Genomic DNA, 17,354 nt, shown 5'->3' on the forward strand with positions numbered 1-17,354 from the left:
CTAAATAAGCGTTTGTGGACAGCGAAATTGATTCACAATGCCTGGCGTAAAGGGATTAATTGGCGCATCGGATGAGATTTCGCAATCGACGCGTTTTTCATTGATGACCCAACTTAATTGCAGTATAGAGCCAGATGCTGCTTTTCCAAATTGAGCCTTATCCATGAGTCTAAAAAAGCCCCAAAGGCCAGGATAGCCGATTTGATTTTTTTGATCGGTATTGTCTGCTACTTCAAGAAAGACACCACTTTGATGTGGTCCAGGCCATGAAATAGGCTCGGGAGGTTGGTTAGGCCCATGATAATCAACACGTTGCCCATTTAGGGTAATAGAAAAATTTTTAAGATCAGAATTTAAGGCTGTAGGTGTTAATGTAAAATTTGCAGTAGGATGATGGTTACCATTGGCAAAAAACATTTTTTGAATGAGTTTCGCACGAATGAATGCGGCTAGTGCATCATCTGATAAAGCAACTTGGTGGCCATTTAATGATTTCCATTGCCAACCATTTTCCCCGTTATTCAAGAATGCTTGAATGTATTGTTTAAAGAAAGTGTCAATGGTGCCATCAGGTGCAAAAAAATGTGCAAATTCATCTAAACTAAGTTCAGAATTCGATTGTGAAAAAAGTGGATAACGATTGTGTAAATGTTGTTGATATTCAGGTACGACAATATTAGCCCAAACACTGCTGATGTAGTTTCGCGTATCGGATATCAATAAATTCAAACTATTATCAGCTAAAGCAGTTAAGTAGCTTTTTACGGGTTCTGGAGTTGTTTTAGCTACTTCTAATAAATGATTCAAGCTATCTTTAGGATCCGCATTCACCAAACGGGCTTTGGTGGTTTTAAAAGCCAATTCAGTAGGATAATTCGATTGAGCGAGAGGTTGTAAAAGCTTTGCGAAATTTTCTACGGCAATTCGCAGTGGATCATCCGCATCTTCGAGAGATAAATCATTAAGGTCATCGAAATGCTCAGCGACGATTTCATTGAATTGATTGTCACCTTGAATGGGTGATGTATTGAGCTGAACTGTTTGAATAAATTGTATAATCGGTGATTGTAAATTATTAAAATTATTAGCCATTGCAATAAGATGACTATATTTTTGTGAGGGAGTGAAATGTAACTGGGTAGAAACACTTTGCCACGCTGCGAGGTAATTATTGAGATATCGCGCTTTCAGAGCGTTCACTAATTGAGACGTATCGCTATTATTTGTACTATGAATCGAATTAAATCCGAGTACCCAATCCCCTTCTGCAAATTTTTCACACAATACCGGTATTTGATCGTGAACGATATGTTTATATGCGGCTCGCGTAAACATCACAGGAATTTTGATCGTATCATTGGAGGTTGAACTATCACTGAAGATCACAGCGGTTTTTCGATTGTCATTTTCTAAAATAGTATAAATGATATTGTCAGGAGAAGAGCTGGTTAAAATAAGACGCGCTTTATCAATTAGAGGCATATTGCCAGGTAGTGTGAGCTGTGGATCTTTTAGCGCTGCGCTGAGTGCTTTTAATAGCATTTGACGAAGATTATTGTCAGAGACAGTGTGTTGCCATTCATTGGCAAACCAACTATAAACTTGTGGTGTGTTGTTTTCTCGTGTTTCGTTGCCATTCGGTAAATCCGTTTTTTGTAGCAGTAAAGAAACTTTTAATGTGTCATAAAGGTCTGCTAAATGTTCTTGATTAGCATCTTCGGTTAATAGTTGTAATTTAAGTTGTAATGTATGATCCATTGCGTTAAGAAATTCATGCTTAATAATGTTGTCATACTGAATTTGAGCTTGATTTATAAGCTTGTGTGGTTTTCCAGGTCTTATAATGCCAAGTTTGGAGGGGCGGTTATCTAAAATTTTGATTGAGCTATCTAATGCGGCGAGTTTTTGTGCAATAGCGACTGCAGATTGATTGTTAGCAATTTGAGCATTTTTTATGGCATTGGTTGCAAGTTCTATACGATGAATATTAACGTTGTACATAATTAATAAGCCCAAACCGAGAAATCCGGTTAATAGTATAGGTATCATTAAAGAATTCATTTTCTTAGAAGATTTCACGAGATGAGAAGTGCTTTGGGCGAAACTAGGTAATAAATTCTGGCAAAGCTCTTTAATAAAATAAGGAGTTTGCTGAGTATATAATTCTGTTTGTGGTTGTCTTTGAAGGCAAAATACTTCGGCAAGTTGTGTGGTAAGGTGATTTATAGAAAAACCGGTTTGTTGGCTGCTCGTAAAAAATAATCCTGTAACATTAATATCACATTCGGGAAGCAGTTCATTAAGAAAATGGATAGATCGTGAGCAGAATAATTCAAATTGATAGGGGAAATCATGCATTGCACCGCGTTGCAATTGATGTGATTCTTGTTGAAGCCTAGAGAGAAGACGATCATGGAATCGCCTGTTTAATTGTTGAAGATTCGTATTGATGGTTTTTTTCAATGCAGTAGCGGTTAAGCCAAAGGGTAACCGTATGCCACAGTATTGATCTCGTTCATCCATGGGTAAATCACTGAAAAACGCTGTAAAACCAGCCATTTGATCGCATTTTGTTAATATAATACTGATAGGGAGGCCAGGATTCTGAGCGATTAATGTGGTAAGGATTTGGTGTGTACGTGTGATCTCCACATCCACGGTGCTTGTCATTACCTGATTGATAGGTAATGTTACGAGTACAGTGTTAAAGTTAATATTAAGGCGTTCGCAAATCTTTAGAAATTCTTGGAATAAAATTCTACAGGAATCTGAGTCGTCATGATTGGGTAGAAATCGTTCGCCTAATTCTATATAAACATTGTCTAGAGTGTGCCAGATTGCGCAATCTTGTGTGGCGGTAATTAAATTGTGATCTTGTTCTGAATCCAACGCGCTATTCAGTAGAGTTGTTTTACCAGAATGACAAGGGCCAACAACTAAATGCCAATGAATGGGGGCATTAGTGCGACGGCTTGCTTTCTGTGCTTTTTTAATTTCTTTTTGAACATCTTTGAGTTTACGGCTGATTATTTTAATTTGATTTTGTATGTCGAAAAAATGATGTCCTCTAAATAAATTAAACTCACTTCGAATATTGGTTAGTCCCCATAAAAAAGCTAAAGCCACTAATGAGATGAGGCGGTTGCTGATTGAAGCAAAAGGTTGTTGATTGCCAATAGCTAATAACGGACCGTAATTCCACACAAGATAGCCTAACAAAACAACAGCGATCAATGTGTGAAACCTAGAATCCAGCAGTAATTTTTTTAACTGGTTCATAAATCACCTCGAAATAGTAGAAATAGACATTAAGACCCGGGTTGGGTCATGGTAAAACTATTAATTGCGTTGGTCAGAGTCGCTGAGGATCGTTTTAATTTGATGTAACTATAGGAAACAGCCAAGGTAACTAAAACTAAACCGACGGTAGCAATGAGTGTAAACGGGTGCTGTATGCGTTTTTTTGCATCAGACCCCAAGATTTTTTGTCCTGCGTTGATGCTCAAAATTCTTGAAACTTCGCTGCGACAGCGGCGTAGAGTTTGATAGAGCTGATCAACGACTTTCTGCCGTAACAGCTGGCCTTCAGGTGTGTGTGGATACTTACCATAATAACCTAGGCTAAGGCTGAGGTAGTAAAATTCTAAAAGCTCCTGGTGTTGACCAGGATCAGAGCTTGCTCGTTCCAGAATTGAAAAGAATTGTTCGCTTTCAGCAGCACTGCTATAGAAAAGATGTAATAGTCGATGCGGGGACCATTCATGCGACTGTCCCCAATTGCTCTGATGGATTAACTCGTCCAAGAGTACGCAAATACCATATCGTGCAGCCAGGACCGTTTGAGTTCTAAAATTTTGATGGCGTGCTTGGCATTCAAATGAATACATCTCGTGGGTGATTCGCGACTCCAATGATTGCGGGGTTTGTTGGTTGGTCAGTAAGTTTACTTTGGTAGCGAGCGCAAATAATGGGGCTGCCGCCGCAATCAATGGGTTTAGGGCTTGCTCTATTGTAAAAGCGCCTGATCGAAAATAGGACAACAGCTCAGTATCACTGAGGTTGTGGGAATGTGGTGCGGGTGTACTTTCCACCAACACTGAGTTGGTATTCAGTATCGTCACCGAAGGGGCTAATAAAATATCCGTACTCATTCAGCCTCTCTCATTACTCTCATTGTTTGAACATCCATGATGGGCAGATAGTACCATTGAAAGGGCTCGTCGGGAAAGGGGGAAAGTCTAAGATTGCTGCCTTCTCAGGCCTAAAAATTGGGAGATGGTAAAACCCTTCATCGTGAAATGAAAATATTCTAAAAGCTTGAATGCAAATGATTTCCCTTGGTCGGGAGCTGCTGTATTGAAATCATTCTTTATATATTCGTCACAAATAAAAATAATTTTTATAAAGTTTGTCAATATAGTAATGATAAAAATATTTTTAGTTTTTTTAAAAACACGGAATTGTTTAATATTATTTTAAATAAGAAAATGAGCGCTCATTACTTCATTTTTAATCAACCCGGAGAATTATCATGAAACGAATTTCTTTAACATTTTTTGGAATAATTTTATTTTCATGTCTGCAATTTAGTGCTTACGCTGATCAGTGTTTAACTTTTGGAATTGGTGGATTGTGTTATTTTAATGGTTTGTCTAACAGCGATAGTCCGCATGCGCATTTTCACTGTAGTACTACGGGTAGTCCTTTTGTAAAAATGTATAATCATAATGTGTTAATTAGTGGATTTATGCCTGTGTCGGGTAAAGGTGCTGGTACTTTAACATTATCAGGTGTTGGAGTTAAACATATGTTGGACGATTATTATTTTGAAGTCATGCATCATGCTGGTCATAGTGGTTTAAAATATGTGCTCATCACTTCATTAGGGCCTATCAACTGCTCTATGGGAATGGGGGATCGAAAAGCAGTATTTCCTGGCTTGTTCGGAGTTTCTGGTGGCAAAGATTAAGACTGCGTGTTTGAGCGGTTTCATACTGAAGCCGCTCAAATTCCTTTTATTTATCTTTTCAGAAAATAAACAAACGTGATAGCATAGGCTCATCTTTTTACAGTCTTAGCAAGGAATGAAAGGTGTTACCTATGAATCAATCTCTAGATCCACAAACTCATAAATCTTCTGATGCTCGGTTAGAGTCAGCCTTGGCTGGTGAATATAGTCTATCAACTAAAAAGATTTTTGATGAAGCCTGGGAAAAAACCTTGGGTTTTAAAGCGCTCTATTGGGAAGCCATGGGTATTTGTACATTAATTTGTATAGGGCTGATGCTTATAGGCGGGCTATTCTATGTGGCCTTAAGCATAATAATTAATCCTGCTGTCGATTGGCATCAGTGGGGCAAAATATTAGAGTCAGCTGGAAATGCATCTCTCGTTATGAGGGCGATAACATCAGCCTTAGTTTATATAGGGCTCTTTATCACGCTTCCAATATTAGCTGGAATGTTGATGATTTCCATCCGTCGAGTAAGCAACTTACCTGTACGTGTAGGTACTCTTTTCAATTATTATCAAAAACCATGGCGATATTTGTTCGCAGATATTTGGATCGCATTTTTCTTTCAAGATATTCCAACATTTTTGACAAACAATGCCGCACAATACTTGACGGGGTTTATCGGTTCAGTGGCTAATTGGATTTGTGTGCCATTAGCCCTCGCGATCGGGATTTATTCCTATATTAGTTATTTTTTCACAATGCCATTATTAGCTGATCGAAAGTTAAGCACATGGAGAGCCTTGGAAACGAGCCGAAAAGTAGTAGGGCGTCATTGGTTTGAAGTGTGTCGAACATTGTTTATAATTATCTTAGTCACGCTATTAATTCCCGCCATAGTCATTGCTCTGCTTACATCTAATGTGCATTGGTCACTGTTATTTTTGGCTATTATTTTCGTTTGGTTAATTCCGTTTTCTGGTTTGTCATTTGGAATTCTGTATCGAGAAGTCATGGGTGTCAAAGAAAGTATTTAACATGGAAGGGAAAGGCGTCGGGTCTTAGATCTGACACTTTCCTTTATAATGCTCAAGTTTTTTACGCAGTGTGCCGCGACTCATTCCAAGCAGTTCAGCAGCTTTGGTCTGATTACCTTCAGTAAATTGCATCACAATTTGCAGAAGAGGTAGTTCTACTTCTTCCATGACAAGCTCGTATAAATGAGCGGTATGAGCACCGTCCAATTGTTTAAAATAATTCACCAACATCTGCCGAATTATTTCGCGCAGCGGAGTCGATTGCACAGTGAGTGCAGGATTGGAGCAATCAATATTAATAGTTGCGGTTGACATCGTTGTCTCTTAGATGGAAGAGGGGCATTATAGCATCCTCGAAGGGAAAGGGGTCAAGTCTAAGATTGCTACATTCTTTGGCTAGCACGTCGTCATTTGCCAAGCTGTTAGCCAAAGAATGTAGCAATCTTAGACTTGACCCCTTTTTTAACTATGCAGATCGGGTGATTTTACCGCTTCTGGTACTCCAGACAATTGATCTAAAAGTGGGGTACTAGTTTCAGTTCTTGTATTAAGAGGACTTTCATCCACTCGATGTTCAAACTCATCTGTAAGTGAGGCACTTGTATTGGCCTTCTGCTCGGCGTCTTCATACCCAGTAAAAATCACCAATGTGCTTTCTGAAATTTTTTGTGGTGGATTTTTATCAAAATCGTTTTCATGGTCACACTTTTTTGAAGCCGCTTTTTCAGTGTCGGGTAGCTCAACTTTTGAAGTTGATTTTGCTGGAAGCCATCGTGCCCACGCATTACTGAAATCATCAGAAAGACGGGATGCAACCATGAGGGTCAGTGTGCTGACAAAAATTAATCCTAAATTGATTACAGGAATATTGATTTCAGCAACCAATCCCCACAGAGAAATCATTGAGCTTTTAATGAATAAAACGCCAGAAGAAATGACAGGTGCGTGTGTGATAGTTGTGAACAAAGCAACTAGGCTTGGAAACTGTACAGCGATGAAGGGTATCGCGAGACTCCAAGCGACAGCAACCAATATTGTCCAAAAAATAAATGTACCTAAATAGCTGTAGAATCCCAAACCGGTGCCTAGAATATATTTACCAACTGGATCATAAGTCTCTTCTTTTCCTGTTTTCCAGGCCATTCGGGCACTTTTTTCGGGGGATAGGCCAGTTCTTAAAAATAGGAACAATAAATTTATAGTAATAAGAAGAACGAAGTTGAAAAAAGATAAGCTTCCGTAAATCACATAAGCTGAAGCTGTAGCAATAAATCCCCGGGCATGTCGTATTTTTTTTTGTCGAAGAAGATAGAGATCATTTGACCACTGTAAAGTAATCTTTCGTGCGAGAGTAGGAAGAAATTCTGTAAATAATTTAATAATGTTCAGTGTTGTTTTGAAAGGAATGGTGACTAACTTGAAAACAGGGATAGCGATTTTCACGAGGATAAATAGCAGAATAAAATTTAATAGAACTTTTCCTTCTATATTATTTTCATTTGTTTTAAGATCCCACTTCGCTGGATTCCAGCCACCGAAAAAATTTCGAACATATTGTCGCCCAGTCCACACAGCCCCTTCATCCAAGCTGGCTTTTTCAGGGCGATTTGGAATGCCAAAAAATATCGCGAGTGCTGTCCAGAATGTTAATGCTTCGGTAGGGAATTCATCTCGTCGATTTGGATCTTCAGGAAGTGCAGGGGTGAATTCCTTCGTTGCGGCATCGTAGCCATCAAATTCGTACGTTTCCAAGAAGGCTTCTTTTAAGAGAAAATAACCGACATTTTTTTTGTTGGCTTGAGTTGATCCTTCACGATTAGTATAAGAAACGAGTTTGGGTGTAGTCTTGTCTTCTTCATAAAAAGCCGACGTGAGACTGCTTTCTAAATTCGAAGTATCATCCGTTTTTCCAAAGCCTTTTTGTAATAAATCTGGTATTTTATTGAGATTAACAAAAAGAAATCCGAGAACCTCTGTGCGCCAATGAGCCATCGCTAGAGTAGAAAAAAAGCTGCCTCCCTTTTTGTAATTTAATCGGTGATAAGATTTTTCGCCTTCATACATTTTGGATGAGTTTATCAGTCTGAGATGACTAAGCATTTTCATTAGTACTGAAAATACGGAAGAGTTAGGTAAACTTGATTGAGTAGATTGACGGTACGTTTTATTTTTTAAAGGACCAAAAGCTACTTGAACAAACGTTAAAATTGAGGAGAAGTGTTGATCTAGAATTTGTTCTTCAGATGATGGGGTATATTGATCTTGATCAACATAGGTCCATTCATGTGCCAATGATCTATTAGGATCATCTTTCCTGCAGTATAAATAGTCCTTCGTACTGTAGATTGTGGCGACTAGTGATTTTTCGTGAGTATCCGAATTTTGATCAAAAGAGAGCTCTAATAAGTGCCATTCACGATCATCTTTATCAATCGTAAATGGAATCAGAATCTTTTTGGTTGATTTACCTGTCTGTGCAAACTTTTTTTGTACAGACTCAGCAACTTTTTGCAACACCGTTTGAGTATTTTGTTTTTTGTGTGAACAAGGAGGAGCCATTTCAAGATATGTGTAATTTTGAAAACGTTCTCTGATGAAAAGGCTCATCGCTGATATGAAGGTTTCTCCCGAAGCACTTAAATCACAGTCAGGCTGAAGTTGTTCAAAGCGATAGCTTTCTTTTAGCTTAAATGCGCAGAATAGTGGATTGGATGAAAGCTGTTGTTGATGGCGGTACTGAATTAGCAATGGGTTGCGCAATTGTTTTAAGCGAATGTTTCGCCCTATTTCGATTAACTGTTCAAATGGGCCCCCGTCCAGCCATATGTAATTATCGGGATTCATCTCACCTAGTAAATCATCCTCGAATTTAAAGCCACATTCGGTGATTAAATAGCGTGCAAGAGGTAGGTTATTTCCTCGAATATAGTCTTCAAATCTACGTTGGTTTGGAATACATCCATGCTCTTCGATTAAAAATTTGGCCATGGGAACATGACAAAACAGATAGGGCTCCATACAAATGTGTGGTTCTTTAAATCTCCAGAAGTCAATATTTCTTGGATCGAGCGCATACGTTTCGATGAGATATTGTACAAGTAGGACATTTCCAGAGAAAATTGCAGGGAGAAGCCAATGTAAGTCTGGAACTTGATTTTTCTCTTTAATAATCTTTTTTACAAACTCGATGTTGCCTGAAAGACAAGAGCAGCTAAAATCTAATAAAAAATTGGGTAGGTTTTTAAATGAAGTTGTGATTAAAAATTCGACTAGATCGTGATGAGCACCTGCAAGAGCTTTGTCTAGAGTTTTTTGAGTGGGTTTAAAGTTTTTCTTTTCCACTAGATGTTGTACTAATTTTATACTGATCGTCTTTTCGGAAAGAGTTGAGTTGACATGCTCAGTGGTTAAATTATCAGGTAAGCTCATCAGTAATTGGGTGTTTCCACCTGTTATAGCAAAGTTTAATGCGTTAACGCCGTGATCGATCTGATAATTATCCCGTAAATATTCCACGGTTTCACAATTGCCAGACAATAAAGAGCAATCTAACGTGTGATCGCTGGGTTTGAATTTGAATTTTTTTGTAAGATATTCTACAAGCGAAACGTTTCCTGAAATTACAGCAGAATTCAGTACACTCTTTGAGGGCTTGATCTTGTGTGTTTCAGTAAATAATCTTACTAGGTCTAAATCTCCAGACATGCATGCATATTTGAGACGCTCAGAGTTGAGTTTGAAGCCATATTTCCGAACCATAAACTGAACAAAGGCCGAATTACCGACTCTACATCCCATATCTAAATAATACGACTGAAAGATTTCTCCATCATCGTTGAGCTGATTAATAAAACGTTTGTGCGAATCTATGGTGAAAGGAAAAAATAGCCATGGCATTGATAACGGATCGTAACCCGGCGCGGAAAATGCATATCGTATTTTTTTGAATAAATCTAATCCGTCATAATCAGGTTGATTAGCCAGACTAGTAAGACGTTTGTGCACTAGATGTGGGAAGGCAAAAGTGTTGGAAATCTCAAGAGGAATATGGAAATTCTCTAGGAGTTTTTCTCTCCAGAAATCGACTTTGAAAAGATGTTGTTGCAAACAAGCTTGTATAATCGTATCAACTTGCTGGAACTGTACTAGTGCAGTCAGGTCTAGAAAGCTGCCTATATGTGCGATCAGTTCTGCAGACAATAATTTAAATTTATCCTCAGAGTCTTCGCTTGTGGACTCAGATGTTGGATTGGCGTCATCAGTTTGACTAGTAAGAGTAGGGCTGGAAATAGCGTTGTCTTCATTTGTTACTTGATTGGGCTCTAGAAGATCATCAGATAGTCTGGCCTCTGTCATCTGGTCTTTTGGATCTCTAGTATTTGTAATACTTAGGGTTGTTTCGCCACTTCTATTCATTTCATGCCTATTACGGTTAAGAATTCAAATAATCTGCCAATATTACCAACTTTTTAGTATATTATCAATATATTTCCTGACTCTTTTGATATGCTGGGCCTGTTGCTGTCTATAAAAGCTTCAGATCTTAGCTCGCAGAGCTTTAACTATACAGGTCGGGTGTTACCGTGGTTGATATTGCTGGCAATGTATCTAGATGAGGAGTAATAGCAGAGGATCGTCTATTAAGAGGGTGTTCATCTACTCGACGCGCTAGTGTAGCTACATTAGTGGCACTTTCGTTGGCTTTCTCCTCAGCGTCTTCAAAGCCTGTATAAATCACTAATGCGTCTTTTGAAGTTTGTAGTGATGGATCTTCAGCAGGATTGTTTTCATAGCAACTCCTTTTCAAAGCAGCATTATCCTCTTTTGCAATTTCGGGAAACTCAAATTTTGAAGTCGGTTTGGCTGGAACCCATCGTGCCCAAGCGTTGCTGAATTCATCTGCAAGTCGTGATGCAATCATGATCGTCAGTGGAGTGGCAGCAATTAATCCTAAATTGAGTACACCTATGTTGGTTTCACCAACAAGTGCCCAAAGAGAAATCATTGAGCTTTTAATGAATAAGATGCTAGACGAAATTATAGGTGCGTGAGTGAGGGTTGTGAACAAAGCAACTAAGGTTGGAAAATGTATAACAATGAAAGGTATCGCGAGAGTCCAAATGACAGCAACTGTACATGTCCAGAAAATGACTGTGCCTAAATAGGTGTAGCAGAAAAGCGCTGTAATCTCAATACATTTATCTATTGGATCACCTGGTCCAGTTTTTACTTTTTCCCAAACCATTCGTGCACTTTTTTCGGGGGATGTGGCAGTTCTTAGGGTTGGATGTAATAAACTTACCATAACAAATAGAACGAAGTTGAAAAAAGATAAACCTCCATAAATGGTACAAGCTAAAGCGGTAGAAAATAATCCACGAGCACATTTTATTTTTTTTAGTCGAAGATTATACAAATCTTCAGACCATAGTAAAAGAGTTCTAAGTGCAAGTGCGGGTAGGAATTCAGTCAATAATTTAATGAAATTCAGTGTGATTTTGAAAGGGATGGAAACTAATTTGAAAACAGCGATCGCAATTTTGACGGGGACAAATAACAAAATAAAATTTAATAATACTTTTCCTTCGATATTGTTTTCACCAGTTTCAAAGTGCCACTGTGCTGGATTCCATCCTCCGAAAAAATTTCGGATGAATTGTCGCCCGGTCCACACAGCGCCTTCATCCAAGCAGGCTTTTTCAGGACGACTCGGAATGCCGAAAAATATAGCGAGTGCTGTCCAGAATGTTAATGCTTCAGTAGGAAATTCATACCGTCGAATGGGATCTTCAGGAAGTCCAGGGGTGAACTCTTTGGTAGCGGCATTGTATCCATCAAATTCGAAAGTTTCCAAGAAAGCTTCTTTGATAAGATAATAGTCATTATTTTTTTTGTTGACTTGATTTGAGCCTTCACGATGAAGATAAGAAACAAGTTTGGGCGCGGTCCGGTCTTCTTCATAAAATGCCGAGGAGAGCGTGCGTTCTAGATTCGACATATCATCGGTTTTTCCAAAGCCTTTCTGTATTAAATCTGGGATTTTATTGAGATTAACAAAAAGAAATCCCAGAACCTCTGTTTGCCAATGAGACATTGCAAGAGTAGAATAAAATGTCCCGCCTTTCTGGCGATTTAATGGGTGCCGAGATCTTTGGTCTTCATACATTTTGTCTGGGAGTATCAGTTTGAGATGGCTGAGCATTGTCATAAGTACTGAAAATACCGAAGAGTTTGGTAATCTTGATTGGGCTGATTGAGAATACGTTTTATTTGTTAACTGCCAAAATGCTGCTTCAACAGAATTTAAAATTGAGGAGAAGTGCGTGTTTAGCACCTGTTCTTCGGATGAGGCGGTGTATTCATTTTGATAATAAATCGATTCATGTACGAATGCTCTATTGGGATCATCTTTCCTGCAGTATAGATAGTCCTTAGTACTGTAGATTGTTGCTGCTAGTGATTTTTCGCAAGTAGCTGCGTCTTGATCAAAAGAAAGTTCTAATAAGTGCCATTCACGATCTTCTTCGTCAATGGTAAATGGGATAAGAATACTTTTAGTAGGTTTACCTGTTTGTGCCAATTTTTGCTTTAAAAAAGCAGCAACTGTTAGCAACACTGCTTGAGCATTTTGTTTTTTGTGCGAGCAAGGAGGAGCGATTTCAAGATAAGTGAAATTTTGCAAACGTTGTCTGATGAAAAGGCTCATCGCTGAAATGAGGGTTTTGCCTAAAGCGCTCAAATCATACTCTGGATGAAGCTGTTCAAAGTGATAACTTTCTTGCATTCTAAATGCGCATAATAGCGGATTGGCTGAAAGTTGTTTTTGATAATGATATTGAAATTGCGTTGCATAGAGCAGGCCATTTACAACTTCTCCCACCATTTCCATTAAGTCTTCAAATACTCGGCCATCTTGAAAGATGTTAGCGAGGGGATGATCGGGGTTTCTCTGAAACTGTAAATCACCCTTTATGTGTAATCCACATTCAGTGATTAAGTAGCGTGCGAGAGGTAGATTTTTTCCTTGTATATAGTCTAAAATTCTATCTTGGATTGGAATACATCCATGCTCTTCGATTAAATATTTTGCCATGGGGACGTGACAAAAGACATAACGAAGCATCATGTTATATGGTTTTGGTAATTGCCCGAGGTTAATTTTTTGGGGGTCAAGGGAATGGGTTTCGATGAGATATTTTACCAGTAAAACATTTCCAGAGAGAATTGCAGCGAGAAGCCATTGTAAGTCTGGAACTTGATTTTTTTCTTTAATAATCTTATTCACAAAGGTAATATCACCTGAAAGAGCGCAGAGACTAAAATCAGGTTTAAAGTCGGTGTTCTGCCTGCTAAGAGTGTTAATTAAAAATTCAATTAGATCGCCACGTGTACTTATTAAGGCTAAATGCAAGGTTTCTTCAGTGGGTATGAAATTTTTCTTTTCAATCAGATACTGAATTAATTTTAAACTAATCGTATTTTCGCAAAGATAATACTCTATATCCTCAGTGGTCAATTGACCAGGTAATCTCGTAATTAATTCGGTTTCTCCGCGCTTTATAGCAAAGCTCAAGGCTTGAGCGCTGTAATTGAGTTTATAATTAATATCTAAATATTCGACGGTCTCATGGTTGCCAGATAAAATAGCGCATTCTAATGTGTGATCATCGGGTTGTAACTTGAATCCTCTTATGAGATATTTTACAAGCGATACATTACCTGAACCTGCTGCCTTGCTCAGTGACTTCTCTGATGGCTCGATTTTGTGTTTTTCAGCGCAAAATGCCACTAAAGCTAAATTTCCAGATATACAGGCATTTTTGAGATGCTTAGAATAGAGTTTGCAGCTATATTTCTGAACCATAAACTGAACAAAGTGAAAATTACCGGCTTTACATGCCATATCTAAGTAATAAGCCTGAAAGACTTTTCCATCTTCTTTGAGTTGATCAATAAAACGAGCGTGAGAGTTTGCCCTGAAGGGAAAAAATAGCCACGGCATTGAAAACGGATCGAATCCGGGTGCTGAGAAAGCAAAGCGAATTTTACTGAATAATTCCGATATTTCGTCGTCAAGGTGATTAGCCAGCATGGTAAGACGTTCGTGCACAAGATGCGGAAATAAAAAAGTGTCGGAAATCTCGAGAGGAATCTGGAAATCGGCCAGGAGCTTTTCTCTCCAGAAATCTTTTTTGATGATGTGTTCTTGCAAATGGACTCTTATTTTTTTCTCAACTCTAAGCAAAGGTATAAGAGCGTTCAGGTCTAGAAACCTGCATATGTGTAAAAACGATTCTGCAGGTAAAAAACCTAAAAAAAGCGAATCTTCTTCAGTCGGTGCTGCGGCTGATGGTTGATTCGCATCAGTTTGGCCAGTAGCAGTTGAGTCAGTAACTGCGGAGGTTATTTCGCCGCTTTTATACATGTCATGCCTAATATGGTTATGAATTAAAATAATCTGTCAATATTGCCAGCTTTTTAGTATATTATCAATATATTTCCTAACTCTTTTGACGCGCTAGGCCTGTAAAAGCCAATGTTTGGAGCTTATGATGTCGATTATTAGTCCTGTGAAGCAATCAGTGATCTTTGAGCCGCTATGGCCCGTCTTAGAGCGATTTGAGGGTTTTGATCATTTGCCAATGCCCAACGAGTTAAATGCGAATCTGCTGATTGAGGGCATCCGTTTTGTAGCGCAGGATACAAGATCATCTGAGTTTGATGATGGCTATGAACCCCGTATCTATTTGCGAGGCGAAGTGCAAACTAGGGAAAACAGCTGGCATGATTTTTTTAATGCATTAGTTTGGCAGCAATTTCCTTGCGCCAAAAAAGTGATTAATCAGCTTCAGTATAAATTTCTAAAACAACGTTATCCGAATAAACTGCGTTTGCCTGCAGAAAATATGCTGACCTTATTCGATGAGAACGGTGCAATAGTGATTTCACACAATCCTGTTTTATTGCAGCTTCTCAAAAATCATCGTTGGCATGAATTATTTTGGGAACGTCGAGAAGAAGTCAAAACACAAATGAGAGTGATTATTTTTGGGCATGGTTTATATGAGAAAGCAATTAATCCGTATATTGGAATTATTGCTCAAGCTCTTTTGATAGAAGATCAAAATATCAACAATCTTGATGATTTTCTGTCAGTGTATTTTCAAAGTAAAGCTGATCAACTGAGCACTGGCAATTTAAATCCTCTTCCAATTTTAGGTATTCCAGGCTGGTGGTCTGATAATGAAGATGAATCATTTTATGCAAACAAAAAATATTTTCGTGAAAGGTGTTAAGTTTAAGACTGTAGCAATCTTAAACTTAAACCTAATTACCTACCATAATTTGACTCGTTGATCAGGATCTAAATAATTTTTATCACCTGGCTTCACGTTAAATGCCGTATACCATTCATCAATATTTCTAAGCGGACCAATGACACGAAAATTGGGTGGGCTGTGTGGATTGGATAACACTAATTTACGCAGTTCGCTGTCTCGGTATTTGCTTTGCCAGACTTGTGCAAATGATAAGAAGAAACGTTGGTCACCGGTAAAACCATCGAGCTTGATTTCTGGTTTGTTTTTTTGTGAAAGGTGATACGCCTTGAGCGCAATTGCAACTCCGGAAAGATCACCAATATTTTCTCCTAACGTTAATTGTCCGTTCACGTGCATATCGGGGAGAGGTTCAAATTCATTAAATTGTGCAACCAGCTTTGAGGTGCGTTTCTCAAAAGCTTTTAGGTCTTCGTCTGTCCACCAGCTTTTTAAGCGACCTTGACCATCGTATTTTGATCCTTGATCGTCGAAACCATGACTAATTTCGTGGCCGATCACTGCTCCGATTCCGCCGTAGTTGACAGCATCGTCTGCAAGCGGATCAAAAAAGGGCGGTTGAAGAATGCCAGCAGGGAAAAAGATAGAGTTAAATGTTTCAGTGTAATACGCATTAATTATCGTAGGTGTCATTTCCCATTCATTTCGGTCCGTCGGTTTATCGATGCGATTTAAGCGATAACTCCATTCGAAAATATCACTGCGTTGAATATTTCCGATGAGGTCATTTTTATCAATGGTGAGTTGTGAAAAATCTCGCCATTTATCGGGATACCCAATATGAGCTTTAAAAGCATGTAATTTATCGAGCGCTTTTTTACGCGTTTTTTCTGTCATCCAGGGTAATTGTCGAATATCAGCATCGTAAGCTTTTATCAAATTATCGATGAGATTTTGCATTTTAGCCTTCGATTGAGGAGGAAAATAACGAGCAACATATAATTTTCCAAACGGATGACTTAGGCGACTGTCTAATTGAATCACGCCTCGAGTAGATCGTTCGAGTTGTTGTTCGCGTCCACCAATGACTTTTCCGTAAAAATCAAAAAAAGCATCATCAACATTTTTAGGTAGATACGCACTTATATTTTGTAAATAATGAATCGTGTGCCAATCACGCCAAACTGATACCGGTGTTTCTGCAAAAATTTTTGCCAATGCAGGGAAAGCCGTATTTTCTGCGACGATGACAATGCGCTCTCCAGACGGTGATTTTGTATTCAATCCTAGTGCTTTGAAAAAATCTTTCCAAGGAAACTCAGGGGCAAACTTTTGAAGTTTAGAGATGGACATTGGATTGTAGACTTTCTCGGCTTCGCGACGTTCTGCAGCAGGCCATGATGCTTGAGCAATTTTTGTTTCTAAATCAAACACGGCTGCAGCGCGAGCATCAGAATCTTTTGCACCCGATAATGAGAGCATGGTGCTGAGATGTTCTTTATAGGCTTGTCGTGTAGATTCTAGCTGAGGACCAGGGCGAAGATAATAATCTCGCTCAGGAAGCCCAAGGCCAGACTGGCCAATATAAAAACTGTATTTATTAGGATCTTTTGCGTCAGCAGCGATGTGGCTTGAAAATAAACTGTCAGTACTTCGTCCTGGATTACCCATTGCAGCAGCAATTTCAGTGTGATTTTTTAAAGAAGCAATCCATTGCAAATCTTTTTTTGCAGGTTCTAATCCATTTTTCTCGATAGTGTTGGTATCAATAAAAGCTTCGTAGAAATCAATAATCTTTTTCTCTTCAGGAGATAATTTTTCATAAGGCTTCGATTGAAGATCTGTCACAATATCTTTCATGCGGTTTTCGCTTAAGATTTGCAAATTTTGAAATGAACCTGTGCTAGATCGATCTGCAGGAATTTTTGCATTTTTAAGCCAAGAGCCATTCATGTAGAGAAAAAAATCATCGCCTGGTTTTACGGAAGTATCCATGCCGCTGAGGTCTATACCCCAAGTTCCCAATGTGGCTTTTTGTGGAGAAGATTGTTCACCGATTGCTGCCATACTCACCCCCATTATGAT

At 38.6% G+C, this 17,354-nt stretch carries 9 protein-coding genes; 3 read left to right on the plus strand and 6 right to left on the minus strand.

Translation table 11 applies throughout. The annotated features are described in order from the left end of the window. Entirely contained in the window at positions 1–3,279 is a 3,279-nt protein-coding gene (locus K2X50_04100; protein ID MBX9586421.1) for a hypothetical protein, read from the minus strand. 29 nt (positions 3,280–3,308) lie between these two features. Continuing rightward, a complete protein-coding gene (icmH, locus tag K2X50_04105) occupies positions 3,309–4,151 on the minus strand; it encodes a type IVB secretion system protein IcmH/DotU (protein MBX9586422.1) in 843 nt (280 codons plus the stop codon). Positions 4,152–4,531: 380 nt separating this feature from the next. On the opposite strand from icmH, the gene K2X50_04110 reads away from it, so the two are divergent. Both K2X50_04110 and K2X50_04115 read left to right on the plus strand, forming a co-directional pair. Beyond that, complete coding sequence (locus K2X50_04110; protein ID MBX9586423.1) at positions 4,532–4,969, plus strand: hypothetical protein; 438 nt, start codon at positions 4,532–4,534, stop codon at positions 4,967–4,969. A gap of 131 nt (positions 4,970–5,100) precedes the next feature. Continuing rightward, entirely contained in the window at positions 5,101–5,991 is an 891-nt protein-coding gene (locus K2X50_04115) for a hypothetical protein (GenBank protein MBX9586424.1), read from the plus strand. Between the two features lie 24 nt (positions 5,992–6,015). On the opposite strand, the gene fis is transcribed toward K2X50_04115, so the two are convergent. From fis to K2X50_04130, 3 genes are all read right to left on the minus strand, one after another. Continuing rightward, complete coding sequence (gene fis, locus K2X50_04120) at positions 6,016–6,306, minus strand: DNA-binding transcriptional regulator Fis (GenBank protein MBX9586425.1); 291 nt, start codon at positions 6,304–6,306, stop codon at positions 6,016–6,018. A 147-nt stretch (positions 6,307–6,453) separates the two neighbouring features. Beyond that, positions 6,454–10,407, minus strand: coding sequence for an ankyrin repeat domain-containing protein (locus K2X50_04125; protein ID MBX9586426.1), 3,954 nt, complete (start codon positions 10,405–10,407; stop codon positions 6,454–6,456). Positions 10,408–10,549: 142 nt separating this feature from the next. Further along, positions 10,550–14,416: an ankyrin repeat domain-containing protein gene (locus K2X50_04130; GenBank protein ID MBX9586427.1), complete on the minus strand. Its 3,867-nt coding sequence runs from the start codon at positions 14,414–14,416 to the stop codon at positions 10,550–10,552. A 127-nt stretch (positions 14,417–14,543) separates the two neighbouring features. Between K2X50_04130 and K2X50_04135 the strand changes: the two genes are divergently transcribed. Continuing rightward, complete coding sequence (locus tag K2X50_04135) at positions 14,544–15,287, plus strand: DUF3025 domain-containing protein (protein ID MBX9586428.1); 744 nt, start codon at positions 14,544–14,546, stop codon at positions 15,285–15,287. 39 nt (positions 15,288–15,326) lie between these two features. Here the strand turns inward: K2X50_04135 and K2X50_04140 are convergent, their stop codons facing one another. Further along, on the minus strand, positions 15,327–17,336 hold the full coding sequence (locus K2X50_04140; GenBank protein ID MBX9586429.1) for a M13 family metallopeptidase: 2,010 nt from the start codon (positions 17,334–17,336) through the stop codon (positions 15,327–15,329). Positions 17,337–17,354 lie beyond the last annotated feature (18 nt).

This window comes from Gammaproteobacteria bacterium (assembly GCA_019748175.1).
GTDB lineage: Bacteria > Pseudomonadota > Gammaproteobacteria > JAIEPX01 > JAIEPX01 > JAIEPX01.

Excerpts from the sequence above, each read along its gene's own strand:
- K2X50_04110 (MBX9586423.1), top strand. The coding sequence starts at position 4,532 with ATGAAACGAATTTCTTTAACATTTTTTGGAATAATTTTATTTTCATGT.
- K2X50_04100 (MBX9586421.1), bottom strand. The coding sequence starts at position 3,279 with ATGAACCAGTTAAAAAAATTACTGCTGGATTCTAGGTTTCACACATTG.
- K2X50_04135 (MBX9586428.1), top strand. The coding sequence starts at position 14,544 with ATGTCGATTATTAGTCCTGTGAAGCAATCAGTGATCTTTGAGCCGCTA.
- K2X50_04125 (MBX9586426.1), bottom strand. The coding sequence starts at position 10,407 with ATGAATAGAAGTGGCGAAACAACCCTAAGTATTACAAATACTAGAGAT.
- icmH (MBX9586422.1), bottom strand. The coding sequence starts at position 4,151 with ATGAGTACGGATATTTTATTAGCCCCTTCGGTGACGATACTGAATACC.
- fis (MBX9586425.1), bottom strand. The coding sequence starts at position 6,306 with ATGTCAACCGCAACTATTAATATTGATTGCTCCAATCCTGCACTCACT.
- K2X50_04140 (MBX9586429.1), bottom strand. The coding sequence starts at position 17,336 with ATGGCAGCAATCGGTGAACAATCTTCTCCACAAAAAGCCACATTGGGA.
- K2X50_04115 (MBX9586424.1), top strand. The coding sequence starts at position 5,101 with ATGAATCAATCTCTAGATCCACAAACTCATAAATCTTCTGATGCTCGG.
- K2X50_04130 (MBX9586427.1), bottom strand. The coding sequence starts at position 14,416 with ATGTATAAAAGCGGCGAAATAACCTCCGCAGTTACTGACTCAACTGCT.